The organism is Streptomyces sp. NBC_01006, from assembly GCF_045162725.1.
GTDB lineage: Bacteria > Actinomycetota > Actinomycetes > Streptomycetales > Streptomycetaceae > Streptomyces.
In genome coordinates, this window is the sequence record NZ_CP108700.1 from 7,945,809 (window position 1) to 7,971,248 (window position 25,440).

16 protein-coding genes are annotated in these 25,440 nt (G+C 74.9%); 4 read left to right on the top strand and 12 right to left on the bottom strand.

The genetic code is table 11. From position 1 onward, the window contains the following. Positions 1 to 50: 50 nt before the first annotated feature. From OG509_RS36160 to OG509_RS36170, 3 genes are all read right to left on the bottom strand, one after another. On the bottom strand, positions 51 to 833 hold the full coding sequence (locus OG509_RS36160; RefSeq protein WP_406186795.1) for an ABC transporter ATP-binding protein: 783 nt from the start codon (positions 831 to 833) through the stop codon (positions 51 to 53). Positions 834 to 962: 129 nt separating this feature from the next. Further along, positions 963 to 2,249, bottom strand: a complete 1,287-nt coding sequence (locus OG509_RS36165) for a sensor histidine kinase (protein WP_406186796.1) — start codon at positions 2,247 to 2,249, stop codon at positions 963 to 965. Between the two features lie 4 nt (positions 2,250 to 2,253). After that, positions 2,254 to 3,057, bottom strand: a complete 804-nt coding sequence (locus OG509_RS36170) for a response regulator transcription factor (protein WP_406186797.1) — start codon at positions 3,055 to 3,057, stop codon at positions 2,254 to 2,256. A 371-nt stretch (positions 3,058 to 3,428) separates the two neighbouring features. Between OG509_RS36170 and OG509_RS36175 the strand changes: the two genes are divergently transcribed. The 4 genes from OG509_RS36175 to OG509_RS36190 are packed head-to-tail and all read left to right on the top strand — an operon-like array spanning position 3,429 to position 5,520. Further along, on the top strand, positions 3,429 to 3,839 hold the full coding sequence (locus OG509_RS36175; protein ID WP_406186798.1) for a VOC family protein: 411 nt from the start codon (positions 3,429 to 3,431) through the stop codon (positions 3,837 to 3,839). 34 nt (positions 3,840 to 3,873) lie between these two features. After that, a complete protein-coding gene (locus OG509_RS36180; protein WP_406186799.1) occupies positions 3,874 to 4,278 on the top strand; it encodes a helix-turn-helix transcriptional regulator in 405 nt (134 codons plus the stop codon). Positions 4,279 to 4,283: 5 nt separating this feature from the next. Continuing rightward, positions 4,284 to 4,907: a glyoxalase gene (locus OG509_RS36185; protein ID WP_406186800.1), complete on the top strand. Its 624-nt coding sequence runs from the start codon at positions 4,284 to 4,286 to the stop codon at positions 4,905 to 4,907. A gap of 46 nt (positions 4,908 to 4,953) precedes the next feature. Then, on the top strand, positions 4,954 to 5,520 hold the full coding sequence (locus OG509_RS36190; protein WP_406186801.1) for a DinB family protein: 567 nt from the start codon (positions 4,954 to 4,956) through the stop codon (positions 5,518 to 5,520). Between the two features lie 63 nt (positions 5,521 to 5,583). Here OG509_RS36190 and OG509_RS36195 read toward each other — a convergent pair whose 3' ends face one another. From OG509_RS36195 to OG509_RS36235, 9 genes are all read right to left on the bottom strand, one after another. Beyond that, complete coding sequence (locus OG509_RS36195; protein WP_406186802.1) at positions 5,584 to 6,357, bottom strand: CAP domain-containing protein; 774 nt, start codon at positions 6,355 to 6,357, stop codon at positions 5,584 to 5,586. Between the two features lie 440 nt (positions 6,358 to 6,797). Beyond that, the gene (locus OG509_RS36200; protein ID WP_406186803.1) at positions 6,798 to 8,054 is read right to left on the bottom strand and encodes an alkaline phosphatase family protein; all 1,257 of its coding nucleotides are present in this window, start codon (positions 8,052 to 8,054) and stop codon (positions 6,798 to 6,800) included. Between the two features lie 44 nt (positions 8,055 to 8,098). Continuing rightward, entirely contained in the window at positions 8,099 to 9,088 is a 990-nt protein-coding gene (locus OG509_RS36205; RefSeq protein WP_406186804.1) for a galactokinase, read from the bottom strand. Further along, positions 9,085 to 11,145: a methyltransferase domain-containing protein gene (locus OG509_RS36210; protein ID WP_406186805.1), complete on the bottom strand. Its 2,061-nt coding sequence runs from the start codon at positions 11,143 to 11,145 to the stop codon at positions 9,085 to 9,087. The genes OG509_RS36205 and OG509_RS36210 overlap by 4 nt, the downstream gene beginning before the upstream one ends. Further along, entirely contained in the window at positions 11,142 to 12,305 is a 1,164-nt protein-coding gene (locus tag OG509_RS36215; protein ID WP_406186806.1) for a glycosyltransferase, read from the bottom strand. Before OG509_RS36215 ends, OG509_RS36210 begins: the two co-directional genes overlap by 4 nt. Continuing rightward, positions 12,302 to 13,144 carry an alpha/beta fold hydrolase gene (locus OG509_RS36220; protein WP_406186807.1) on the bottom strand — a complete coding sequence of 281 codons (843 nt, stop codon included), beginning with the start codon at positions 13,142 to 13,144 and terminating at the stop codon, positions 12,302 to 12,304. Before OG509_RS36220 ends, OG509_RS36215 begins: the two co-directional genes overlap by 4 nt. Before the next feature lie 7 nt (positions 13,145 to 13,151). Then, on the bottom strand, positions 13,152 to 13,514 hold the full coding sequence (locus OG509_RS36225; protein ID WP_406186808.1) for an acyl carrier protein: 363 nt from the start codon (positions 13,512 to 13,514) through the stop codon (positions 13,152 to 13,154). Further along, on the bottom strand, positions 13,498 to 18,000 hold the full coding sequence (locus OG509_RS36230) for a beta-ketoacyl synthase N-terminal-like domain-containing protein (protein ID WP_406186809.1): 4,503 nt from the start codon (positions 17,998 to 18,000) through the stop codon (positions 13,498 to 13,500). Before OG509_RS36230 ends, OG509_RS36225 begins: the two co-directional genes overlap by 17 nt. Beyond that, the gene (locus OG509_RS36235; RefSeq protein WP_406186811.1) at positions 17,993 to 25,204 is read right to left on the bottom strand and encodes an SDR family NAD(P)-dependent oxidoreductase; all 7,212 of its coding nucleotides are present in this window, start codon (positions 25,202 to 25,204) and stop codon (positions 17,993 to 17,995) included. The genes OG509_RS36230 and OG509_RS36235 overlap by 8 nt, the downstream gene beginning before the upstream one ends. Positions 25,205 to 25,440: the final 236 nt, after the last annotated feature.

A 25,440-nucleotide genomic window follows, 5' to 3' on the forward strand; every position in this document is an offset into this window, starting at 1 on the left:
CAGCTTTCGGGGACGTGGGCGTACGGGGATCCGGGGAGGGAGCCGCGGGGTCAGCTGGTGCGGGAGCGGGCGTCGAACGCCTTCATCCGGTCCAGGACCCGGTCCGGGGTGGGACGGGACATCTCGTCGACCAGCCGGCCGTCGGAGAGGAAGACCACGCGGTCGGCATAGCCGGCGGCGACCGGGTCGTGCGTCACCATCACCACGGTCTGGCCGAGCTCGCGCACCGAATCGCGCAGGAAGCCGAGGACCTCGCCGCCGGCGCGGGAGTCGAGGTTGCCGGTGGGCTCGTCGCCGAAGATGATCGCGGGCCGGGAGGCCAGGGCCCGGGCCACCGCCACGCGCTGCTGCTGCCCGCCGGACAGCTGTCCGGGCCGGTGGCCGAGCCGCTGGGAGAGGCCGACCATGGAGACCACGCGGTCCAGCCACTCCTGGTCGGGGCGGCGGCCGGCGATGCTGAGCGGCAGCGTGATGTTCTCCAGCGCGGTCAGTGTCGGCAGCAGGTTGAAGGCCTGGAAGATGAAGCCGATCCGGTCGCGGCGCAGCTCGGTGAGCTGCCGGTCGCCCAGGCTGCTCAGCTCGGTGGTGCCGATGCGTACGGAACCGGAGCTGACCGAGTCGAGCCCGGCGGCGCAGTGCATCAGGGTGGACTTGCCGCAGCCGGAGGGGCCCATGATCGCGGTGAACTCGCCCTCCCGGAAGGTGATGCTGACACGGTCCAGCGCGACGACGCGGGTGTCGCCGCTGCCGTAGACCTTCGACAGGTCGCTGGTGGCCGCGGCGAACCCGGTCGTGGGGTGCGGCGCGAGGGCGTCAAAGGGTGCGGCGGTCACGGGGACTCCTCTTCGGTGCGGGTGGATGCACTTCGAAGGGTGTCCGGGACGTGTATCGGGACCCGGGCGGCCGTGTATCGGCGTCCGCGTCGCTTCGTATCAGTTGCGTAGAGGGGCGGGGCGGGCCCGTCAGGACGGCGGCAGGTGCAGGGTGGCCACGGCGCCGCCGTCCGGGGCGTTGTCCAGGCGCAGCTCGGCGCCGAGGACCCGGGCCTGGCCCAGGGCGATGGTCAGGCCCAGGCCGTGGCCCGATCCGCGCTCCGCCGCGCCCGTGTGGAAGCGGCGCGGACCGTCGCGCAGCAGGTCGGGAGGGAAGCCGGGGCCGTGGTCGCGTACGACGACGGTACGGCCCTCGACGGTGACCTCGACCGGGGTCGCGCCGTGCCGGTGGGCGTTGACGACGAGGTTGCCGACGATCCGTTCCAGGCGGCGCGGATCGGTTTCGACGGTTTCGACGGTCTCCTCGTTCGCGGCAGCCGCCGTACCGGGAGGTTCGGTCACGGTGACCGGCGCGTCGAATCCGGTGCGCGCCACGGCCTCGCGGACGACCGCGCCGAGCGGCACACGGGCGCGGACCGGGTGCTCGGCGCCCGCGTCCAGCCGGGAGATCTCCAGCAGGTCCTCGACCAGACCGCGCAGATCGCGTACGCGGCCCCTGACCAGGTCCTCCGTCTCGCCGGGCGGCAGCAGATCGGTGGCGGCGAGCAGGCCGCCGACCGGGGTGCGCAGCTCGTGGGCCACGTCCGCCGTGAACTGTCGCTCGGTCCGCAGCCGCCGGCCGAGGCTGTCGGCCATGAGGTCGACGGTGGCGGCGATGTCGGCCACCTCGTCGCCGCCCTTGGTGGGCCCGGTACGGGCGTCCAGGTCACCGGCGGAGATCCGGCCGGCGGTCTCGGAGACCCGGCGCAGCCGGCGGCCCAGCAGCCCGGCCCCGTAGGCCGCCAGCGGCACGGCGGCCGCGAGCGAGACCAGGGAGGCCACCGCCATGCTCATGTCGAGCCGGCGCAGGTCGTGGAGCTCCGAGTTCATGCCGACCTGGACGGCCAGCACCGGGCTGCCCGGTCCGCCGACCCGCTGGGCGGCCCAGACGCGCGGCCCGACGTTGTTGTCCACGTGGCCGTCGTAGGCCGTGTGCCGGTCGCCGTCGGCCGGGTGGCCCAGTACGAGGGGCAGCTCGGCGGGATCGAGCTCGGCACCGTCCACCAGCGTCCCGGTGCGCCGGTAGGTCGCCATGGCCGCGTACACGCCGTTGAACGCCCGCATCTCGGCCCGGCTGCGGATGTCGCTCGCGGTCCACAGGTGGACGAGCACCCCGACGGCCGCCGCGACGAGGCAGGCGGTGGCCGCGGCCAGCGCGGCGATCTTCCAGCGCAGGGAGACGCGGTCCGGCCGGGGGAGGTGGCGGTACGGGCGCACGGTCTCAGCGCCTGAGCTTGTAGCCGAAGCCGCGGACCGTCTCGATCCGGTCCCGGCCGAGCTTCCGGCGCAGCCGCTGCACGCACAGGTCCACGACCCGGCTGTCGCCGTCCCAGCCGTACTCCCAGACGTTGCGCAGCAGGGTGTGCCGCTCCAGTACGACGCCCGGGTGGGCGGCGAACTCCAGCAGCAGTTTCAGCTCGGTCGGGGTCAGGGCCACCGGGCTTCCGGAGACGAAGACCTCCAGGCCGGCGGTGTCGAGGGCCAGGTCCCCGAAGACCAGCAGGTCCCCCTCGGACGGGACCGGCTCCTCGCCGGCGGTGCGCCCGGCTTCCGCGGCCGAGGGTGCGTACGTCGCCCGGCGCAGCAGCGAGCGGATGCGGGCCACGAGTACGTAGGTGTCCACGGGCTTGACGACGTAGTCGTCGGCCCCGGCCTCCAGACCGGCGACGATGTCGAGCCCGTCGCCGCGGGCGGACATCATCAGGATCGGCACCAGGCTGGTTTCCCGGACCCTGCGGCACAGGCCGATGCCGTCCAGGCCGGGCAGCATCACGTCAAGAATGAGCAGGTCGAAGCCGTTGTCGCCGTCGCCGTCGCCGTCGCCGTCGCCGTCGCTGCCGTTGTCGCGGTCGCCGTCGCCGTCACGGAAGAGCTCCAGCCCCGCGAGCCCGTCGGCCGCGGCCCTCACCCGGTAGCCGTAGCGTTCGAGGGCGACCGTGAAGGAGCGGCGCATCAGCTCGTCGTCCTCCACCAGCAAGACGCGCACGGGGCGCGCAGAGGCCGGGGAGTGGGCGGACGAGGACACGGGGAGGACTCCTGTGGGGCGGACGGGCGGGGGTGGGGGGCGACCCGAAAGGAACGATACGGCAGGTGGCGGGCGTGGCGAGGGCCTCGCCGACCCGGCCTCCCGCTCCGATGGACAACCAAGCGCTCCCTGATACGCGGCGGATACAAACCCCGCCCCGGAGCCACTCTGGTTGCCGCTCCGGAGCCGTGGGGCTTGACTGAAACGCATGGACGAATCACGCCGGGCCTGGATCACGATCTTCGGCATCCTCTTCGTCATCCTCGCCGACCTCGCGGCGATCATCCTGATGAACACAGTCGGAAAGTGACCGGCGGACGGATCAGGAACGGAGAAGCGCGGGGCGTCGCCCCCCAACTACCGTGTTGGTCATGGACATCACTATTCACACGAGCTTCCTGCCGCACGACGACCCGGAGGCCGCGCTGGCCTTCTACCGCGACACCCTCGGGTTCGAGGTCCGCAGCGACGTCGGGCAGGGCAAGATGCGCTGGATCACCGTCGGCCCCGTCGGCCAGCCCGGCACCTCCATCCTGCTGGCGCCGCCGGCCGCCGACCCCGGCATCACCGACGACGAGCGCCGCACCATCGTCGAGATGATGGCCAAGGGCACGTACGGCTGGATCCTGCTGGCCACCCGGGACCTCGACGCCACCTTCGAGAAGGTCCAGGCAGGCGACGCCGAGGTCGTCCAGGAACCGACCGAGCAGCCGTACGGCATCCGCGACTGCGCCTTCCGCGACCCCGCGGGCAACCTGATCCGCATCCAAGAACTCCGCTGAGCCGCGCCGCCACCGAGCAGAGGGGGGTTCCCGTATGTGCAATCCCGCGTGGGGGCGCGCACTCACCGAGGCGCAGCGCCTGAAGGATTTCGCCCGGCTGCGCCGCGTCCGCGACCGGATCGACCGGGAGTACGCGCGGCCGCTGGACGTCGAGGCGCTCGCGCGCGGCGCCGGCATGGCGGCCGGGCGCCTCAGCCGGGAGTTCCGGCTCGCGTACGGGCAGTCGCCGTACGGCTATCTGATGACGCGCCGCATCGAGCGTGCCACCGTACTGCTGCGCCGGGGCGACCTCGGCGTCACGGAGGTCCGCTCCGCGGTCGGCTGGTCTTCGCCGGGCACCTTCGGCACCCGCTTCACCGAGCTGGTCGGTGTACCGCCGGGCGCCTGCGGACCGGTCAGGAATCGAGAAGCACCGGCCGCCCCGCCGCAACTAGCGTGAAGGACATGAACTCCATCGCATCCGTCACCCTTGAGGTGGCCGACCCCACGGCCGCCGACCGCTTCTACACCGCCTTCGGTCTGGGCGGCCAGGTCCGCCTGCGCGCCTCGCAGGCACCGACGACCGGCTTCCGCGGGTTCGCGCTCTCGCTCACCGTGTCCCAGCCGTCCGTCGTCAACGGCTTCATCGGCGCCGCCCTCGACGCCGGTGCCACGTCGCTGAAGCCCGCCGCCAAGTCCTTCTGGGGCTACGGCGGCGTCGTACAGGCACCGGACGGGACGATCTGGAAGGTCGCCACGTCGGAGAAGAAGGACAGCGGCCCGGCCCCGCTGCAGTTCGACGAGATGGTGCTGCTGCTGGGATGCGCGGACGTGACCGCGAGCAAGCGGTTCTACGTCGGCCGCGGACTCCCCGTCGAGAAGAGCTTCGGCAGCAAGTACGTCCAGTTCCAGGCCCCGACGGGCGGGGTCAAGCCGGCGCTGTACGGGCGCCGCGCCCTCGCCAAGGAGCTCGGCGTCCCGGCCGACGGCACGGGATCGCACCGGCTCGTGCTCGGCGGCGACGCCGGGGCCTTCGCGGACCCGGACGGGTTCGTCTGGGAGGCGGCGTCGCTGACGCCCGCGCCCTGACCCGGCAGGTGAATTCGGTGGCGAACTCGGGCCGTTGCGTACGAACATGCGCCGCATGAGCGATCAACCCGCGCGATGGACCGAGGCAACCGTCTACCCCGACATGTGGGCCGACCCGGACGAGGATCCCCGCAACAACGAGAACAGTCCGGACGGCGAGCTCGCGACGCTGCAGGACTTCCTCGCGAACTACCGCCTGACCCTGCGGATGAAGTGCGAGGGTCTGGACGCGGAGCAGCTGGCCCGCCGGTCGGTTCCGCCCTCCACGATGTCGCTGCTCGGCCTGCTGCGGCACCTCGCCGAGGTGGAACGGGACTGGCGGAACTGGATCACCGACGGCGAACCGGTGCCGAAGCTCTACGGCCCGAAGGACGCGGACTTCCACGGAGCCGTCGCCGAGCAGGCCGTGGTCGACGCCGCCTACGCCGATCTGGAGCGCGAGCAGGCAGCGACCGACGCCGCGCTGGCCGAGCACCCGGATCCTGGTGCTCGGGTGGGTAAGGAGGGGATCGCGATACGGGAGCTGCTGGTGCACCGGATCGAGGAGTACGCCCGGCACTGCGGGCAGGCCGACCTGTTGCGCGAGTGCGTCGACGGCAGGGTGGGCCAGTAACGAGCGGGGCACCGGGACGAGGTCGCCGGCCCCTTCCGTAGCGGGAGGAGCCGGCGGGAGCCGTCAGCGGGCCGTGCCGAAGTCCTGCGTCCAGTAGGAGTTCGGCTGCGCGAGGCCGACGCCGATCTCCTTGAAGGCACAGTTGAGGATGTTCTCGCGGTGCCCGGGGCTGTTCATCCAGCCGGTCATGACCTGCTCGGGCGTGCTGTAGCCGTACGCGACGTTCTCGCCGTACGTCATCCAGCTGAAGCCGCTGCGGGTGATGCGCTCTCCCGGGTCCGAACCGTCGGAGCCGGTGTGCGACATGTTGGAGTGGGCGGCCATGTCCTGGCTGTGGTTCAGTGCGGCGGCCGTCAGCTTCGGATTGACGGTGAGCGCCGAGCAGCCGACCTTGGCGCGCTCCTTGTTCACGAGGGCCACCACCTCGGCCGCCGGGCCGGAGGCCGTACCGGTCGGGGTGGTCGGCTGCTGCGCGGTCGGCGGAGCCGCGGGCTTCGCGGGGGCCGGGCGCGCGGGCTTCGCGGCGGGGGGCTGCTGCGTCGGCTCGGCGGCCGGCTGAGTCGGCTCCGGGGCCTGCGTGGTCTGCGCGGCCGGCGTGGCCGTCGCCGTCTCGACCGGGACCGGGGCGTCCGTCGGCTCCGCCAGGGTCTCGATCGACTCGGTGGGGGAGGGCGCGGTGTGAGAGGGGCGCATGCCGTGCCTGCCGCCGGCCTTCGCCTCATTTGCCCCATTGGTGTGCAGGCAAGCCATGGCGGCCGTGGGTATGCCCACGAGGCCCAGGGTGACGGCGGCGATGGTTATTTTCTTGTAGTGCGTCTTCTTGCGGTGCTTGTGCATGCGTGACCTCACGTGGTTTCTGCGATGCGTCCTGCGCCTGAGCTGCTGGAGCGCGGGGGCCGGGCCGCCATTCTTAGAAGCCCCGGAACGGGCTGGCAAGTCTCGCCGCCGGGCCGCGGGGCAGAGCCGGGCGCCGGGCTTGAAAAGGGCGGACAGTCGTGCTGACCGGGTGGTCGGCCGGCCGTGTGAGATCGGGACCCACCATCAGACATGGCTGTGACGTGGCGAGTTGCCGCAGGCGCTGCCCTTGCGCGAGACACCCATGTCGGGCGAAGAGGGGAATGTCGATTCGAGTGGGACAAATATCGACATGTCGGGGACGAGTGAACGGACGTAATGCTTCCGTGATCAGTTGTCCCGTGGTGATGCATGTCACTGTTTCGCATGGAACCAAGCGGGGCTCAGGGGGCGGGCGGTGTGCGCCCGCCCCCTGCTGGTGATCAGAACCAGTTGATGGTGAGGGGGAAGGTGGTGGTGGCGGTTGCTGTGGTGGTGTCGGTGGCGGTTGCGGTGATTTGGAGGGTTCCGGTGGCCCAGGGTTTGCCGGTGATGCGGCCGGTGTTGGTGTCGATGGTGAGGCCGAGGGGGAGTCCGGTGGCGGTGTAGCGGAGGGCGGGTTTGCCGCCGGTGGCGGTGAGTTGGATGGTGCAGGTCTGGTTGAACTTGCAGGTCTGGGGGCCGGGGTTGGTCAGCTTCAGGTCACCGGGAGTCGGGGTGGGGGTGGGAGTCGGCGTGGGCGTGGGCGTGGGGGTCGGGGTCGGGGTCGGGGTCGTGGAGCCGTCGAAGACCTCCGTGATCGGCTGCACGTTCGCCGCGTTGCCCGCGTGCGTCGCCGTACCGAAAAGGTCCTCGAAGGTGCGCAGCAGGTGGTGGTGGTTGAAGGCGGTGGCGTACTTGCCGGTCTTCACCTTCGCCCCGTAGAACACGGTGGCGATCTGGTTGGAGCCGAGGTAGTTGTCCTCGTCCCACGTCAGGACCAGCAGGCTGTTGTTGGCCTTCGCCCACTGCGCGTACGCGTCGATGTTGTTCTTCGTCCACGTGTCGCCCGTGTTCACCGAGCACGAGTGCATGTCGTTGCACTGGTTCGGGACGACGAAGGACAGGTTCGGCAGTGCCGCGAAGTTGTTCTGCGGGAATTGTGTCCAGGTTTTGCCCGTATTCAGCGGTACGTTCTTGAAGGCGAACCACGGGTTGTGCTTCTGCGCGTACTGGCCGTTGGTGCAGGCGGTGGACCCCTCGGCCGGCAGGTCCTCGTTGTACGTCGCGAAGGTCTTCCCGGCCGCGATCAGCTCCTGGCCGAGGTTGGCCGCGCTCATCGACTGCGGGGTGTAGCAGCCGTCCCCGGTGATGCCCTGGGTGGCGCCGGAGAACAGGTTGAAGTAGTTCGGCTGGCTGGGGTGGGTCAGCGCCTTCATGCCGGTCAGGCCGGCGCCGCCGTTCGCGAGCTGGTTGACGTACGGGGCGTTCGCGCTGCCGATGATCTCGCCGTACTGCTTGTTCTCGTAGACGACGACCACCACGTGGTCGTAGGTCGGCAGGGCTGCCGCGACCGCAGGTGTTCGCGAGGCCGCCGAATCCGTCTCGGCCGCCTGCGAGTTGGCCGCGGTGAACGCGCCCAGCAGGCAGAGCGTGCCGAGTGCGGCCACGAGCGCGGACCGGCCGGCCCTGCGTCTCGTGGCGGCCATGGGTGAGGGCATGAGCGGTTCCTCCTCGGTGTGGGCGTTCATTCCTCGTGGGTGGTTCATTCCTCCCGCCGGGCCGCACCGGCCACGGCGATGTTCAGGAAGCGCGGTACCGGCCGGCCCCGGCCGCGGAAGTCCTCCGCCACCGCGGCCCGTACCGCCGTCAGGCGTGACACGGGCAGCAGCACCAGCACGCTCCGCCCCGGCCGCCGCCCGGGCGGCCACGCGCTCAGCGCCCCGGCCCGGCGGGCGCAGGACACCGCCCGGGCCAGCTCGGCCGCCCGGTCCGCGGGGTCGCCCCGGACGGCGAGGAGCACCAGCCGCGTCCCCGAAGCGGCCGGATCGAAGGCGATGTGACGCCGCTCCTCCCCGGTGTCCGGCAGCAGGGCCTGGCCGGGCCGGGCGAACAGCACCGCCCTGCGCAGCGCGTCGTCGCCGTCCGGCAGCGCCCGCGCCAGCAGCCGGGCCAGCCCGTCCCGGTCCGGTTCCGCGTCGGTGGCCGGGGTGTGTACGTCGGCCACCGCGAGCGCCGTCGCACAGTCGGCGGGCTCCGCCGTGGCCAGCCCGGCGGCTTCCGTGAGCGAGCCCTGGAGGTGCAGGTCGGTCCCGCCGCGCCCGTACCCGGCGCGGGCCAGCGCCCGCAGCAGTGCGTACGGGCGGACGGCCCAGGCGGGGGCGGCGGGCGGCGGCCCGTCCGGGGTCAGCGGCAGATCGCAGCTGTCGGCGGGGTGCCCGAGGGAGCTGAGCCGCACCAGCCCGTCCGTACGCGGCGCGGCGGCAGCCGCCACCGGCCAGCCGGCTGCCGCGACCAGCCCGGGCGAGCCCAGGTGGAAGGCGTACGGGGCGCTCCAGACGGCGGTCGGCGGCCGGCCGTGCGCGGCCTCCAGGGCGTAGGCGACGAGCCGGAAGAGCGGATCGGCGGTGGCCCGGCGCGCCAGATCCGGCGGCACGGGGCCGACGGGGACGGGGTCGACGGGGACGGGGCCGACGGGGACGCGCCCCACCGGGACGGAGCCGGCGGGCGTGGCGCCGGTCCGGGCCGCCGTCACCGGTCCTCCCCGACCGCCGTCGGCAGCCGGTCGTCCCTGCGGGCCAGCAGCCGGTAGGCGTTCCCGCCGTCCGTCCGCCGGGCCATGGTCGTCCGCAGCGCGTCGAGCGCCGCCGCACCCGCGAAGCAGGGCAGCGCTGCCGCCCGTACGGCATGCGCCAGCGCCCGCCCGCGGCGCGTGGCCGGGGGAGCCCACGGGCGGTCCGGGTCCGGTGCCAGCCGGGTGGTGGTCAGGGCCACCGCGCCGAAGAAGTCGTTGCCCTGGTGGGCGGCGCCGTGCTCCTCTGCCAGGACGGTGAACCCGCGGTCGGCCAGCGCCTCGCGCAGGTTCGACGCCGGGATCAGGTGCTGGTGCTGCGGCTGGAACCACGGCAGCCACGCGGATCCCAGCAGCCGTGCCATCCGCGACTCGGGGTCGGGCAGCTCGATCGCCAGGAACCCGCCGGGGGCGAGGACGGCGGCCGCGGTGTCCAGCTCGGTGAGCGGATCCCGGGTGTGCTCCAGATAGTGGTACATGCTGACCACCTCGTACCGGCCGGCCAGTTTCTCCGCGAACTCCGGGAACTGGCCCTGGAACCCGGTCTCCACCCAGCCGCGCCGCTCTGCCTCGCCGACGCCGTCGCCCATGTCCAGCCCGTCGAAGCGGGTGTCCGGCCAGACGGCCCGCGCCGCGTTGCAGAAGTGGCCGTGCCCGGTCCCGACGTCGAGCCAGGAGGCTGGGGCGTCCGCCGTGTGGGGGCGGAGCATCTCGGCGCGCTTGCGGTACGAGTCACCGAGCCGTCCGAAGACCGTCCCGGCGCCCTCCCCGCCGCGCCCGTCGTAGAAGTCCCGGTAGTAGAACTCCAGTCCGTCCAGGGTCAGTCGGGGGTTCTGGAAGACGTGACGGCAGTCCGCGCACTGTTCCAGGGTGAACCGGCCGGGCTTGCCCTGGAGGAGATCGGGCACCCGGACGCGGACGAAGAGCTCCCGGGAGCCGCACCAGGGACAGCTCGTCCGCCGCGGTTCGAGGAACCGGTCGGTGCCGAAGGCGAGTTCGGCCCGGTAGGCGGCCGCGCGGGCGGTGTCGGTGTCGGCGCCGGATTCGGAGTCGGCGTCGGCGTCGGCGGGCGTACGGAGGACGGCGGCGGCCGTACGTACAGCGGCGCCGAGGGAACGCGCCGGCCGGGCGGCGGTGGCCCCGGGGAGGTCGGCGGGACGCAGCGAGGCGCCCGGCCCCCCGAGCACCAGGTACGGCTGCAGCCAGTACAGCCCGGCCGCGGCCGCACCCCACCGGCCCTGGCGCCCGGCGAGCCCGGCCAGCAGCCCCAGCCCGGCGAGCTGCGCGGCGGCCAGCACCCCCGGCGGGAGCCCCTGGGCCCGCAGCTCGGCCGCCCGAACCGCCCCCACCGGATCGCCGACCCGGCCGACGGACAGCGCGGGGGCGATGGCCAGGCCCGTGGAGTCGGCGGCGTACTCCTTCAAACGACGGGTCAGCGCCAGGAGATCGGCGGGCTCCCGGCCGGCGGCCTCCAGGCCCGAGCCTTCCGGACACGGCCAGAGCAGCTCCGCCCGGCCCGGCTCCGCGCCGTTCGCGCCCGGACCGCTCGGGCCGAGACCGGTCCCGCCCAGACCGGTCCCGCCCAGACCGGTCCCACCCAGACCGGTCCCGCCCAGATCCACCCCGGCCCTCGCCAGGACCTCCTCGGCGACGAGCACCGCGTACCCCGCCCCGCGCCCCTCCGCGAGCCGGTCCTCCCGGTATCCGGCCGGGTCGACCAGCCGCAGCAGCCCCAGTACCCGCTCGGCGGCGAGGTCGGCCGGCAGCAGGTCCAGCACCCGCAGGCCCTCCCGGTCGGCGTGCGCGCAGGCGGCCAGGAACGTGGCCGGATTGACCTCGACCCCGCGCGCGGTGAGCAGCCGCCACCCCGCGGCACGCGGCAGCCCGTCCGCCGCGGACGGGGGTGCGGGCAGTACGGGGATCGCCCGCAGCCGACGCCGGGCGCGCACCGTACCCGCGCCGAGCGCGGCCAGGGCCAGCGCGGAGGTCCATCGGACCCGGTGGAAGGGGGGAGGTGTCATGAGAGCTTCTCCAACCGGTCGGCCGCGGCGGTGGCCCCGCCGGCCGCGGCGAAGGAGGCCTGGATCCGCCGGGCGGCCCGGCGATGGCCGGGATCGTCCAGCACGGCCGTGAGCGCACCACACAGTTCCTCGGCCCGGGTCCTGCCGAAGCGCACCCGCACCCCCGCCCCCGCCTCGACGACCTGCCGGGCCACGATCGGCTGGTCGTCGCGGATCGGCGCGACCACCAGCGGCAGCCCGTACGCGAGCGCCTCGCAGACGGTGTTGTGCCCGCCGTGGCTGACCACGGCGTCCAGATGCGGCAGCAGCTCCAGCTGCGGCACCCGCTCCTGGACCAGTACGTTGCGCGGTACCGGCCCGACGAGCGAGGCGGGCGCGGCCAGCACCAACTGCACGTCGTCCACCAGACGTTCGGCCGCCTTCAGGACGGTGGCGTAGAACCGCCCGCCGGCCTCCTGGTTGAGGGTGCCCAGCGAGACCAGTACCCGCCGCCGCTCCGGATCGAGCCGCCGCCACGGAAAGTGCGGGGCGGCCGGCCTGGCCCCGAAGGCGGGTCCGACGAAGGCGTGATGGACTGGGAACTCCTCACCGATGCCGACGAGTTCGGGAGTCGAGAAGACGATCACCAGCCGCTCGGAGAACCGGGGGTCCCAATCCGCGTCCGGCATCCCGCAGGCCGAGAGGAAACCGGAGATCTGGCAGGAGACCCACTCCCCGACCTTGGGGAAATCGGCGAAGGGGCGGGTCAGTTCGGCCGACGTACTGGCCGAGGTGGCCCAGGGGATCCCCAGCCGGCGGGCGACCACCGGGCCGGCCAGCGCCTGCTGGTCGGCGACCAGCAGATCCGGCTCGAAGGACCGCACGGCCTGCGTCACCCCGGCCACCATCGCCAGGCCCAGCGGCACCAGCGCCTCCTCCCACAGGAAGCGCAGCGCCCCGACCCCGCGCAGATCGCGCCAGCGCTCGTGCAGCGCCGCGTAGCCGCCGCCCGCCTCGTCCCCGGCCGGCAGGATGCGGGCGTGCGCGGGCAGCAGCCGGGCCAGCGCCCCGGCCGGCCCGGTCCAGGCCACCTCGTGCCCCCGGGCGGCCAGTTCGGCGCCGACCGCCACCGTCGGGTTGACGTGCCCCGCCAGCGGCGGGACCGTGAACAGCACCCTCATCGGACCAGCGCTCCCGCCCGCGGGGCGCGTGCCCCGCGCACCGCTCCCGCCGCCGTCGCTTCCAGATGGGCGAGCACGGTCTCCCGTAGGACCCCGCTGCTCTCCTTCAGTACGTCGTGGCCGAGGCCGGGCAGGATCTCGATCGTGGCGCGGGGCGCATGACGGGCCAACTCCACCGCCCCCGGAACCAGTTCCGAGTGCTCGCCGCAGACGATCAGCGTCGGGCAGTCCAGCCGGGCGAAGTCGGCGGCCGTGAAGGTGCGGCTCGCCGCGATGTCGTCGATCAGGCTGGTCCGGTTCAGCAGTTCGTCGGCGATCGAGGTGAGGTTGGCGGCCTTGCGCAGCCGCAGTGTGAGCAGCTCGGCGGGGACCGGGCTGTCCTCCAGACTGAGCGCGGCCGCCGACAGGGTGTCCACCATGTTCTCCACCCAGGCCCCGCTGAGCGGGGGTTCGAGCAGGGTCAGTCCGGCGACGAGATCCGGGCGGGCGAGGGCCGCGTGCAGGGCCAGCGTGCCGCCGTAGCTGTTGCCGACGAGGTGCACCGGGCGGTGCCCGAGGCCCAGCGCGCCGAGCAGCGAAACCAGATCCCGTACGGCGGTGCGGCTGTCGTAGCCGGTGGCCGGGCGCTCGGTGCGGCCGTGGCCGCGGAGGTCGTAGAGGACGGCCTCGTGGCCCGCCCTGGCCACCGGGACGGCCAGGGGGCAGTAGAAGGAGGACAGGTTGTCCACGACCAGCCCGTGCAGGAAGACGACTACGGGACGGTCGGGACCGGCGGCCTCGGCGGTGGCCGGGAGCCGCTGGACGTGGAAGCGCAGAGATCCCGCGGGGACGAAGGCCATGGCGGGCTCAGCCGGCCGTCGGCGCGGAGGCCGCCGCAGCAGGGGCCGTCATCGGCGGGGCCGGCGTCGCGGACGACGTACGGGCCAGGGAGGCGTGGGTGATCCGGCCGATGTGGGTGACGAGTTCGCCGACCGACATGGCGAGGATCGCGTCCATGTCCTTCTCGGCGAGGAAGCCCATCAGGTCCACCTCGGACCCGTAGCGCTCGTGCAGCAGCTCGGCGAGGGCGACGAACTCGATGCTCTCCAGGGCGAGATCCTCGTTGAAGCTCGTACTCATGGTGACCTCCTCCGCGAGAAGGAACTCGTCGCCGAGGATCTCCACGAGCATGCCGGTGATCTCGGCGAGGACGTCAGTGGTGGTGGCCATGGCTGGTCTCCGTGAGGTGGAAGGGGACGGGGGAGGGGGCCGCGGGGTGGGCGGTCCAGGCGACGAGGTACTCGCCGGAGCCGGGGCCGGAGCCGGGGCCGGGGCCGGAGCCGGTGCCGGTCGTGCTCTCGGCCTCGGACGGGGGCAGGGAGGCGGTACGGACCGGGTACGGCTGCCCCTCGGGCGACAGCACGCGCAGCCCGCCCGAGCCGGGGTCCTCCGTGACCCGCCAGTCCCGCGGCCGGCCGCCGAGCCCGGTGCCACAGGCCTTGGCGACGGCCTCCTTCGCGCACCACAGGGCGGTGAGCGCGGCCGGCAGCCCGGTGCCCTCGCGGGCGGCCAGGTCCTCGGCGAGGAGCAGCTCGGCCGGGGTGAGCGCGACCCGGATCAGCGCGTCGGGATCGGAGGTCACCGGCTCCACGTCGATGCCGACGGGGTGGGACGGGTGGGCGAGGGCCACGGCCACCCGGTCCTTGTGCGCGATCGACAGCCGGAAGCCGCGGGACGAGGCGCCCTCGGGGACGGGCCGGCCTGCCGGGTCGTTGCCGACCGGGACCTCCACCGGGAACACCGGACCGGCGCCGCCGTCCCAGAGCAGCTGCCGCAGTGCGTCCTTGGCGGCGATGCGGCCCAGCAGCCAGGGCGCCCGGGCGCGCGGCGTCAGCCGCTCGTACGCCGCGCGCTCGGCGGCGCCGAGGTAGCGGCGCATCACCAGCTCCTGCGAGGCGGGATCCGTCCACCGCCGCCGGGCCAGGCACCAGCCGGCGGGCTGAGGCTCGCCGATCCCGCACACCTCGGGGGTGAACTTCATCGGCCACACCCGCTCGTCCGCGCCGAAGCGGCGGTACGTCCAGCCCTCGATCCGGGCCCACAACCGGCCGGCGCCGTCGAGGAGTTCGAGATCACCGCGGACGGTGACATCGCGGACCTCCCGGATCCGTGCCGTGGCCGAGACCAGGGCGTGCGGCGGGGGCGGAGGCCCGTAGAACCGGATCCGGTCGACGGTGGCGGGGAACACCAACCGGTCGACGGGGAGCCGGAGTTGCATCCAGTGCCCGAAGAGCTGCCCGGCGGCGTCGAGCAGCGCCCCCGGATCGGGGAGCGCGCGCAGGACCCCGTGGATGCCGTCCGAGCCGACGGACCGGACCTCGTGGACTCCGGCGAAGCGGGGCCCGTGGAACATCCACCGGTCCCGGTACAGGGCCTCGGCGCTGACGGGGGCGGGGCGCGGGTCGCGCAGCGGTGCGGGGTCGGGCGCGGGTGGCTGCGTGTGGCCCGGGCCGAGCAGGACGACGACGGAGGCGTACGGGCCAAGCCCGATCCGGATCCGTCCGGGGCCTTCGGCGCGGACGCCGACCTCGACGTCGAGGGCGGGGGCGGCGGGGAGCCACCGCATGGCCCGTACGTCGTCGTAGCCGAGGACGGCGGCGCCCGGCGGGGCGTGCCGGCGGGCCGCGTCGGCGGCCAGCTCCAGCATGGTCGTCATGGGCACGACGGGGAACCGGTCGGAATCCTCCGGCCAGCCGTCGGGCTGCAGGTACACGCAGTGGTCGCGTACGTAGGGCAGGGCGTCGAGCGACACCCGGAGCCGGTGTTGCCCCGCAGCCCTCCCCGAACCCCCGCGCCCCCCGCCGGATCCGGATACCGCTCCCGGGCGCGGGTCGTCGTGCACCGTGTCCAGCGCGGACAGCAACTCCGGCCGCCCCGCCTCCGCCGAAGGCGCCGGCTGAGGTGTGCCGGTGAGGATGCCCAGGCGGGTTCGGGTGTCCTCGGGGAGGTGGACCAGCGGGGAGCCCAGGTCGAGGGGGACGGGTCGGCCCCGTACGGCCGGGCGGGCGGCGGGGGCCGGATCCCGGAGACGGTCCCAGTGCGGGGCGTGGCCCTCGGTCCACAGCGCGGCGCAGGTGCGCCGGAGGGCGGCCAGTCCCGACAGGCGCGGGGAGGACGTGGCCACCGAGAGGTGGGCGCGGTCCCGCAGGGTGTCCTCCACGAATCCCGGCAGGCTGCCCGGCCCCATCGCCACGAACGTTCGGACCCCCGCCTCCTCGTACAGCCGGAGCGTCAACTCCCGGAAGCGGACCGGTTCCAGCAGGTGCCGTACCACCAACTCCCGTACCTCGGACGGCTCGTCAGGGAACGGCGCACACGTCGTCGCCGACCACACCGGCAGATCACCCCGGCGCAGCGGGAGCCGGGCGAACGCCGCCCGGACCTGCCCCAGGTACGGCTCCCACATCGGCGTGTGGAATCCCGACCGGAACGGCAGTTCCTGCCCGAGCACCCCCTCCGGCCGCAGCCGCTCCAGGACCTGCGCGATCTGGGCCGGATCCCCGCACACCACCGACTGGTGCGGGCAGTTGTCGTGGCTGACCACCACCCCGTCCAGGCCGTGCAGTGCGGCCTCGGCCCTGCGCGCCCCGCAGCCCAGCGCCGCGTACACGAGGTCCGGGACCTTCAGCGAGCCCGGCCGCAGCGAGTCGAGGAAGGAGTCGGCCGCGTCCCGCGGGTACATCCCCCCGGCCACCATCGCGGCCCACTCGCCGAGACTGTGCCCGGCCAACACATCGGCCGACACTCCGAGTTCCGGCAGTACCCGCGCGAAGAACCGGCCCGTCGCGAGGGCGTCCAGCGCCCGTTCCATCAGCTCGGCGCCCCGGCCGAGCCGCGGCCGCTCCAGCCCCATCCGGTCCGCGACATCGTCCAGCACCGGAGCGAACTCCGGCTCCAGGCCGGGGAACAGGAACGCCGTCGCGCCGCCCAGCGGCTCCGGGGTGAACCACACGTCCCCCCGCCCCCGCCAGGCCCGGCCGCGCTCCACCGCCTTCGCGGCGAGCGCGAGACGCTGCGGGGTGGGCCCGAGCACGGCCAGCCGGCACGGCCCCTCGCCCGCGGACGCCGACCCGGCGGCCAGCAGGTCCGCCAGCTCCGCCGGACTGTCCGCGCCGAGCAGCAGTACGTCCTCCCGCGCACCGGTCCCGGCCCCTGCCACCGGCCGGCCCGCGGGCCCCAGGGGCAGGAAGCGGCGTACGGGCGGCGCCGGTGCGGTGGAACCGGGGGCCTCCTCCAGCACCGCGTGCGCGTTGATCCCGCCGAAGCCGAAGGCGTTGACCCCCGCCCGGCGCGGCTGCGGCCCGCGCTCCCACGGCTCCGCCGTCGTCACCGGCCGCATCCGGGTCCGGGCCAGGTCCGCGTGCGGCTCCTCCAGGTGCAGGGTCGGCGGCAGCACCCCCTCGTACACGGCGAGCGCCGCCTTGATCAGCCCGGCCATGCCCGAGGCCTGCATGGTGTGCCCCACCATGGACTTCACCGAACCGAAGCCGACGCCGGGACCCGCGGTCTCGGGCGGGCCGAACACCCGGGCCAGCGTGTCCAGTTCGGCCGCGTCCCCGACCGGTGTGCCGGTGCCGTGCGCTTCCAGCAGCCCCAGCGCGCCCGGGGCCCGCGGATCCAGCCCGGCCTCCTGCCAAGCCCGCTCCAGCGCCCGTACCTGGCCGGCGACCAGCGGGCTCATCAGACTGGCCGCCCGGCCGTCCCCGGCCACCGCGGTACCGCGGATCACGGCGTAGATCCGGTCGCCGTCCCGTTCCGCGTCCGCCAGCCGCTTCAGCAGCACCACGCCCGTGCCCTCGGAGAGCAGGGTTCCGTCGGCCCGCCGGTCGAAGGGCCGGATCCGCTCGCTCGGGCTCAGCGCCCGCAGCTGCGTGAACACGCTCCACAGCGTGGCGATGTGGCAGTGGTGGACCGCCCCCGCGACCACCGCGTCGCACCGCCCGCCCGCCAGCAGCCCCACCGCCTGGTCCACTGCCAGGAGCGAGGAGGCGCAAGCCGCGTCCAGGGTGTAGGCGGGGCCGCGGAAGTCCAGCCGGTTGGCCGTACGGGCGGCCGTGAAGCTCGGCACCAGCCCGATCGAGGCGTCCGGCCGCTCGGGACCCAGGGCGTCCTGGAAGGCGGACCGCACCTCGGAGATCCGCCGCTCACCCAGCTCCGGAGCGAGCTCCCGCAAGGTCTGGGCCAACTGGTGGGCAGTGCGCACCCGCTGGTCGAGGCGGGCGGTCGCCACCCCCATGAACCCGCCGCGCCCCAGCACCACCCCGATCCGGGAGCGGTCGGCCGGCAGCCGGTCCTCGCCGCCCGCGTCGGCGATCGCCTCGGCCGTGGCGTGCAGGGCCAGCATCTGGTCCGGCTCGGCCCCCTCCACCGCGGTCGGCATGATCCCGAATCGGGTCGGGTCGAAGGCCGCCAGCCCGTCGACGAAGCCGCCGCGCCGGCAGTAGAAGCGGTCCCCGCGCACGGCTCCGGTGGCGCCCTGCGGGTCGTAGTACACCTTCGGGTCCCAACGCCCGGGCGGCACCTCGGAGATGGAGTCCGTACCGGCGAGCAGATTGCGCCGGTAGGCCGCCAGGTCGGCGGCGCCGGGGAAGACGGCGCCCATCCCGACGATGGCGGCGTCGGTCGGCCGGGGGCCGCGTCGCGCCGACTCACTCATGGTCCGCGTCCTCCTCGGCCATCAGGACCACCTGTACATCGCCGCCGTGCGCGAGTTCGGCGAGGAACGCGCCGGTCCCGGCCTCGGGGGAGATGAGCGGGATGCCGCGCCGGGCGTACGCGCGCTCCAGCTCGAGGGTGACCATCCCGCCCGCCTCGGCCGCCCAGGGACCCCAGTCGACGGACAGGACCCGGCCCGGGAAGGTCTCGGCCCAGGAGAGGGCGAGTCCGTCGAGGGCGTCGTTGGCGGCGGCGTAGTCGGTCTGGCCGCGGTTGCCGTACACCCCGGAGACGCTGCCGAAGAGGGCCAGGAAAGCCGGGGCGGGCGTGCTGCCGTACTCGGCGGCCGCGGCGGCCAGGTGGCGGGCGCCGGCCACCTTGGTGCTGAACACCTCGGTGAACACGGCCGGTTCCTTGTCGCAGAGCAGCCCGTCGCGCAGGGTCCCGGCGCCGTGCACGATGCCGTCGAGCCGGCCGTGCCGGGCCCGTACGTCGGCCACGACGGCCCGTACGGCGTGCGCGTCGGTGACGTCGGTGCAGTGGTACCGGACGGATGCGGCGGCGCCGGCGAGGGCGGCCAGCGTGGCGCGTACTTCCCGCTCGGCCAGGATCCGCGAGGCCGCGGCCTCGATCTCGGCGGGGGTGCGAAGCCCGCTGCCGATGAGGGCGGCGCGCAGCGCCACCCGGTCACCGGCATGGACGAACTCGTCGTCCTGGCCGACCGGTTCGGGGGTCCGCCCGACCAACTCGACGTGACACCCGGTGGCCCGGGCCAGCGCGACCGCCGTCCGGGCCGTGATCCCCCGGGCCCCACCGGTGAGGAGTACGACCGACCCGGGCCCGAGGGGGCTCCCGCCGAGCGTCCCGGCGGATACGGGGAGTGGTGCCGGTACCGGGCGGCGGGTGACCCGCAGGCCCTCGGCGGTGTACCCGACGGAGGCGAGCCCTTCGCCCCGGTCGGACAGCTCGGCGAGCAACTGGGCGGCGATCCGCCCGGGGTCTTCCTTGGGATGCAGGTCAACGGCGCGGACGAGGGTGCCGGGGAACTCCAGGGCGGCGCTGCGGGCGAAGCCGTGCAGTCCGCTGCCGGGGGTGGAGCCGAGGATCAGCCGGCGGACACCGCCGGTGAGGGCGCGCTTGTACCCGGGGAAGGCGCCGGGGAGCACGGCCTCCTGGCCGGCCCGCAGCGCGGACAGGTCGACGATGCCGTCGAACCCGGCGTCGGCCTCGGCCAGCACCTCCGCCCGGGCCCCGTGCGCCTCCAGTGCCCCGCAGAGCGCGAGAGCCACGCCCTGCCCGTCCTCGACGACCCCGATCCGCAGCCCCTGCAGGGCGCCCGGATCCCCACCGGCCGCCGCCACCGGCTCCACATCGACCCGCATCCGCCGGAGCGGCCCGGCCGGTGCCGGTCCGGCTGCCGCCGCTGTCGGGGCCGCAGCCGGAGCCGCTGCCGGGGCCGGTGCCGGCCCGCCCGCGGCCGCTGTCTGGGTGGAGGCGTGGGCGGTGACCCGGTCGACGATGCCGCGCAGGGTCTTGATCCGGGACAGCTCCTCGACCGCCGACTCGGCGGAACCGCCGGGGTCGGTGGGGAGCCCGATCCGGTCGGCGAGGGCTCCGATGATCTCGACCCGCTTGATGGAGTCGATCGAGAGGTCCGCCTCCAGGTCCAGCTCGGGGTCGAGCATGTCCCGCGGGTATCCGGTCCGGGTATGGACGATCTCCAGTACGGCGTCCATCACCTCCTCGGCAGACCCCGCCCCGACGTGGTCCCGAGGATCGCGGTCTCCGGCAGTGGCCAGACCGCCGGCGTGCTCCGCCGCGTCCGCCCCGCCGAGCCCTGCCGACCCGAAGCCGCCCGCGTCGACTCGCTCGGCGCCCGCCGGACCGGCCGGCCCGTGCCCGTTCGCCAGTTCCCAGGTGCCGGGCCAAGCCTGCGCCCCCGCTGCGCCTGCCGGCCCCGGCTGGTTCGCCAGTCCTTCGGGCCAGGCCGTGCCTGCCTGCGCATGCCCGTTCATGCCGACTCCTGCGGGGCCCGGCCACGCCTGGGCAGCCGCTGGTCCGGCCATTTCCGCCGGCCCGGCCGTGACTGTCGGGTCTGCCGTGTCGCCGACGCGGGACGGTGCTCCGGCGGGAGTCGGGTCGGTCCCCAAATAGCCGAGCAGGACGGCCCGTTGGGCCTCGATCAGCTCGCGGGAGCCGCGCAGGTACTCCAGCACGGCCTCCTGCCGTCGGTCGGGCGCCGCGTGCGCCGTGCCGGGCGCGGGAGCCGCGTACCACGCGGGATCAGGCGCTGGCGCCGGAAGGGGACTCGAAGCGCCGGGCGTCGCCTGCAACCCGGGCGCCGTGGGCCACGACGGGCCGGGCACCGCCGCCGAGGGCGGTACGGGTGCCTCGATGCGGCGCGGGGGCTGGAGGCCGCCCGGGATCGGGGTTCCGGCGGCAGTACGGACCAGGTGGCCGTCCACCAGCCAGCCGGGGCGGCGCGGGGCGCGGTCCGGGAGGCGGGTCGTGCGGCCGCGGAACAGCGGCTCCGGGATGATCGGGACGCCGGCGGCGGCCAGTTCGGCCAGGGCCGTGACCAGCCGGGCCAGCCCGTGCTCGCCCGGCACGTCCAGCGGGACCACCGTGTGCGGCCGGTCGGCCAGGATCCGGCCCACCAACCCGGACAGGACCTTGCCCGGCCCCGCCTCCACGAACGTCCGGACCCCGGCCGCGTACATGGCCTCCACCTGCTCCACGAACCGGACCGGCTCCGCGACCTGCCGGGACAGGAGAACGCGTACGGCATCCGCGTCCGGCGGGTAGGGAGCCGCCGTCGTGTTCGACCAGACCGGGACGGAGGCTTCGGCAACCGCCGTCCCGGCCAGCTCGGTTGCCAGCCCGGCCGTCGCCTCCGCGACCACCGGACTGTGGAACGCGCAGGCCACCGGCAGGGGCTGCGCCGAGATTCCCGCCGCACGCAGCGATTCCACGGCCGCAGCGACGGCCGCGGTCGCGCCCGAGATCGCGCACTGCCGCGGCGCGTTGTGATTCGCCACCACGCACCCGGCCCGCTCCGCGATCTCCCGGACCTCCTCCGGCGCGGCCGATACCGCGGCCATCGACCCCGGGTCGTCCCCGGCGGCCGCCAGGATCTCCTCCGCCCGCCTCGCGCTCAGCCGCAGCAGGCTCTCCGTGTCGTACACCCCCGCCGCCCACAGCGCGGTGAGCTCCCCGTACGAGTGCCCCGCCACGCAGTCCGGCCGTACGCCGAGCCGCCCCAGCAGCAGATGCGCCGCCGCACCCGCCAGCCCGAGGGCAGGCTGGGCGACCCGGGTGTCCGTGACCGCGGCCCGCTGTGCGGCCCGCGCCTCGGCCGTGAACGCCGCCGGCGGGAACACGGCCGAGACCACCGCCCGCGGAGCCGCGTCCAGCAGGCCCCGCAGTCCGGGGAAGGCCACGTACAACCCGCCCAGCATGCCGGCCCGTTGACTGCCCTGCCCGGGGAAGAGGAACGCCACCTGCCGCGGATCCGCGGACTCCTCCCGTACGTGGACCCCGTCACCCGCGGTGAACCCCCGGGCGCGCTCCAGCCGGGCCGCCAGCTCGTCCAGGTCGGCGGCCACGACCGCCACCCGCACCGGCCCCTCGCCCGCGCACGCCTCCGCGGCCAGGTCCCGCAGCGGCCAGGGACGCCCCGCCGCGTCGTTCTCCTCCAGCCGCGCCGCGAGCCGGGCCATCGCCCGCCCCGCCGCCCGCCGGTCCTCGCCGCGGAAGCAGAACAGCTCGGCGGGCCAGTCCTCCCGACCCTGCTCCGGCTCCTCGGCCCCCGCGTAACCGGCCAGCACCGCGTGGTAGTTGGTTCCGCCGAAGCCGAACGCACTGACCCCCGCGATCCGCCGCTCCACCGGCACCGCCCACGGCCGGGCCTCGGTGTCGAAGACGAAGGGGCTGGTCTCGGCCTGCCAGGCCGGATTCGGCTGGTCGATGTGGAGCGTCGGCGGCCGGACCCCCGCATGCACCGCCCGGGCCGCCTTGATCAGCCCGGCCAGACCCGCCGCGCACTTCGTGTGCCCGAGCTGCGATTTGACCGAACCCAGCGCACACGAGCCCACCCCCGCCCCGGCCGCGGTGAACACCTCGCTCAGTACGCCCAGTTCGGTACTGTCACCGACCACCGTGCCCGTGCCGTGGGCCTCGACCAGCCCCACCTCGCCCGGCGAGACACCCGCCCGCGCATAGGCCCGCTCCAAGGCCCTCCGCTGCCCCTCGGGCCGCGGCGCGGTGAGCCCGAGGGAGCGGCCGTCGCTCGAAGCCCCGACCGCCTTGATCACCGCGTACACCCGGTCGCCGTCCCGCTCCGCGTCCGCGAGCCGCTTCAGCACCAGCGCGCCCACCCCCTCGCCGAGCGCGATCCCGTCGGCCGCGGCGTCGAAGGGACGGCAGCGCCCGCCCGGCGACAGGGCGCGCACCGAGGCGAACAGCAGGTAGTCGTTGATCCCGTTGTGCACGTCGGCGCCCCCGCACAGCACCATGTCGCTGTCCCGGTCGCGCAGTTGGCGGCAGGCCAGGTCCAGCGCGGCCAGCGACGAGGCGCAGGCCGCGTCGACCGTGCAGTTCGCGCCGCCGAGGTCGAGCCGGTTGGCCACGCGGCCCGCGATCACGTTGGCGAGGATCCCGGGGAAGGAGTCCTCGGTCAGCCGGGGGAGCTGCTCGTCCAGGGCGGGCGGGAGTTCGCCGAGGTAGGCGGGGTGCAGCGCCCGCAGCCCGTACGCGCCCGCCAGCTCCGTACCGGCTTCCGCCCCGAAGACCACCGAGGTCCGCGAGCGGTCGAACTCCCGGTCCTTTCCGTAGCCGGCGTCCCGCAGGGCCCGCGCCGAGATCTCCAGGGCCAGCAGCTGCACCGGCTCGATCCCGGCCAGCGAGGACGGCGGGATCCCGTGCGCGAGGGCGTCGAAGGGCACCGGGTCCAGGAATCCGCCCCACCGCGAGGGGGTGCGCTCACCGCCCCGCGCCTGATCGGCGTCGTAGTAGAGCGCCGGGTCCCAGCGCTCCGCCGGAACCTCCGTCACCGCGTCCCGGCCGGCCAGGATCTGCGCCCAGTACGCGGCGAGGTCGGGCGCGCCCGGATAGGCGCAGGCCATCCCGACGATGGCGATGTCGAGCGGATCGGGCCCACCACCGGGAACCTGCTCCCCGGCGGCCGAAGCGGCGATCTCCAGGGCCCGCCGCTCCAGCAACTCCGTCGCTCCCTCGGTCACCTGGGCGTGCAGGGCGGCGACCGTCGTGGTCCCGCTGCGCAGCGTGGCGGCCTGCCCCAGCATGAACAACCCGTCCGCGTACTGCCGTTCCTCGTCGACGGCCTCCAACTCCGACGCATCGCCCCGGCGCAGCCCTTTGCTGGCGATCCGCAGTCGCCCCAGGTTCAGCCGCTCCAGCTCCTCCCACATCTCGCGCGGCTCGGTGCCGCCCTGCGCGAGCCGCTGCCGGGTCTCCTCGAAGGTGCGGGCGTACGGCGTGTCGGCGCAGCGCGTGGCATGGCCGGGCGCGGTGTGCAGCAGCACGGTGTCCGCGCACTCCACCGCCGCCCGCTGGAACCGGGGCATGACCGCGCCCGCCACCACGGCCTCCTCGGTGAACAGGTAGGCCGTGCCCATCAGTACGCCGATCCGGGCGCCCCGCTCGGCCAGCGGGGCGGCGGCCGCGACCGCCATCGCCGCTGAGCGCTCGTCGTGGATCCCACCGGCGAACAGCACGTCCAGGGCGGCCGGTTCGGTGCAGCCGAGCAGTCGCTCGATCTGCTCCTCCCACAGCGGGAACGAGGCGCGCGGCCCGACATGGCCGCCGCACTCCAGCCCCTCGAACACGAACCGCCGTGCCCCCTCGGCGAGATACCGCTCCAGGAGGCCCGGCGAGGGCACGTGCAGATGGGTCAGCGTCCCGGCGGCCTCCAGCGGGGCCGCCTGCGCCGGGGTGCCGCCGGCGATGATCGCGTACGGCGGCCGGGTCTCGGCCACGGCCGCCAGCTGCTCCCGCCGCAGCTCGGGCGGGGCGAAGCCGAGCAGGCCCACGCCCCAGGGCCGGTCCCCGAGCCGCTCGGCGGTCCGGTCCAGCAGCCGGCGTACGTCCGGCCCCTCCATGACCGCCAGCGCCAGGTACGGGACCCCGCCCGCGGCGGCCACGGCCTCCGCGAAGGCCGCCTGGTCGCTGACCCGGGTCATCGGCCCCTGGACGACGGGCCGGGCCGCCATGAGCGGCCGCACCCGCGCCGCGGCCGCCAGATGCCCGGTGACGGCCCCCCGGACGGCCCGCAGGACACCGCCCGTGGTGCGGTGGCGCGCGGCCAGCCGGGCCGCTGCGGCCCCGTCCTGGCCTACGGGCAGCAGCTGCGTCCGCAGGTCCCGGGCTCCGAGCAGGGGAGCGGCCGGCCCCTGCGGCGAGGGCAGGTCGGGCCGCGCGTACACCCGGTGACCGTCGACCAGCCGGGTCTCCGAGCCGTCCATCGCCCGTACGGCCGCCGCCACTTCGGCAGGCAGCCCGGCCTCGCCCTCCGGCGTGAGGGCCAGTTGTACGTCGACCAGCACGCCCGAGGCTCCGCCCGCGACGGCCGCGGCCGCCGTATGCGGGCCGATCCCGCCGCAGGCCACGATGGGCACGCCGATGCCGGGGCCGGCGAGCAGTTGCTGGAGCAGGACGAAGGTGGTGGCCCCGCCCACCCGGCCACCGCCCTCGTGCCCCTTGGCGACGACCGCCCGGGCCCCGGCTGCCACCGCGGCCCGGGCCTCCGCCAGGCCGGTGGCCTCGGCCCAGACCCGGGGCCGCCCGGGCGCCGCCGCCCAGTCGGCCACCCGCTCCGGGGTGTGCTCGGCGGCGTCGGCCAGCAGCACCGTGTCCACCTCGGAGGGCAGCTGCTCCGGCCCGAGCGGGCAGCCGGCGGGCACCCGTACGCCGTAGCGCCGCCCGGGGCCGAGCCGCCGGGCGAGCTCCGCGAAGGCGGCCCGCGCGGTCTCGGGATCCCGGCCGAGGTCGAGCAGCCCGAGGCTGCCCGCCCGCTCGGCGGCGATCACGATCCGGGGCTGCGGCTCCTCGAAGGGGCTGAGCGCGACCACCAGGTCGCGCGGGGCGGCGGACTGCGGGGCGTCGGCCGGGGCGTCGGCGGACGGGGCTCCGGCGGACTGCGGGGACGGTTCGCCGGACTGGGGGGACGGCATGGGCTGGGGGGTCACGGGCGCTCCTCATCGAGTGCTGTGTCACATGTCGCCGGTTGCGCAGAGGCTGGGCAAGGCGCGGCGGTGCACCCCCGGGCGGGCCGGGGCGCAGGGGTGAGCGGGGTGCGGGGCCTGCGGGGGCACAGGGGCGAGCGGGGGCGAGCGGGGGCGCAGGGGCGAGCGGGGCCGAGCGGGGCAGCGGGGAGTGCGCGCAGGCAGCTCCCCGCCGGTACAGGTGGCCGGGCGACCCGTCT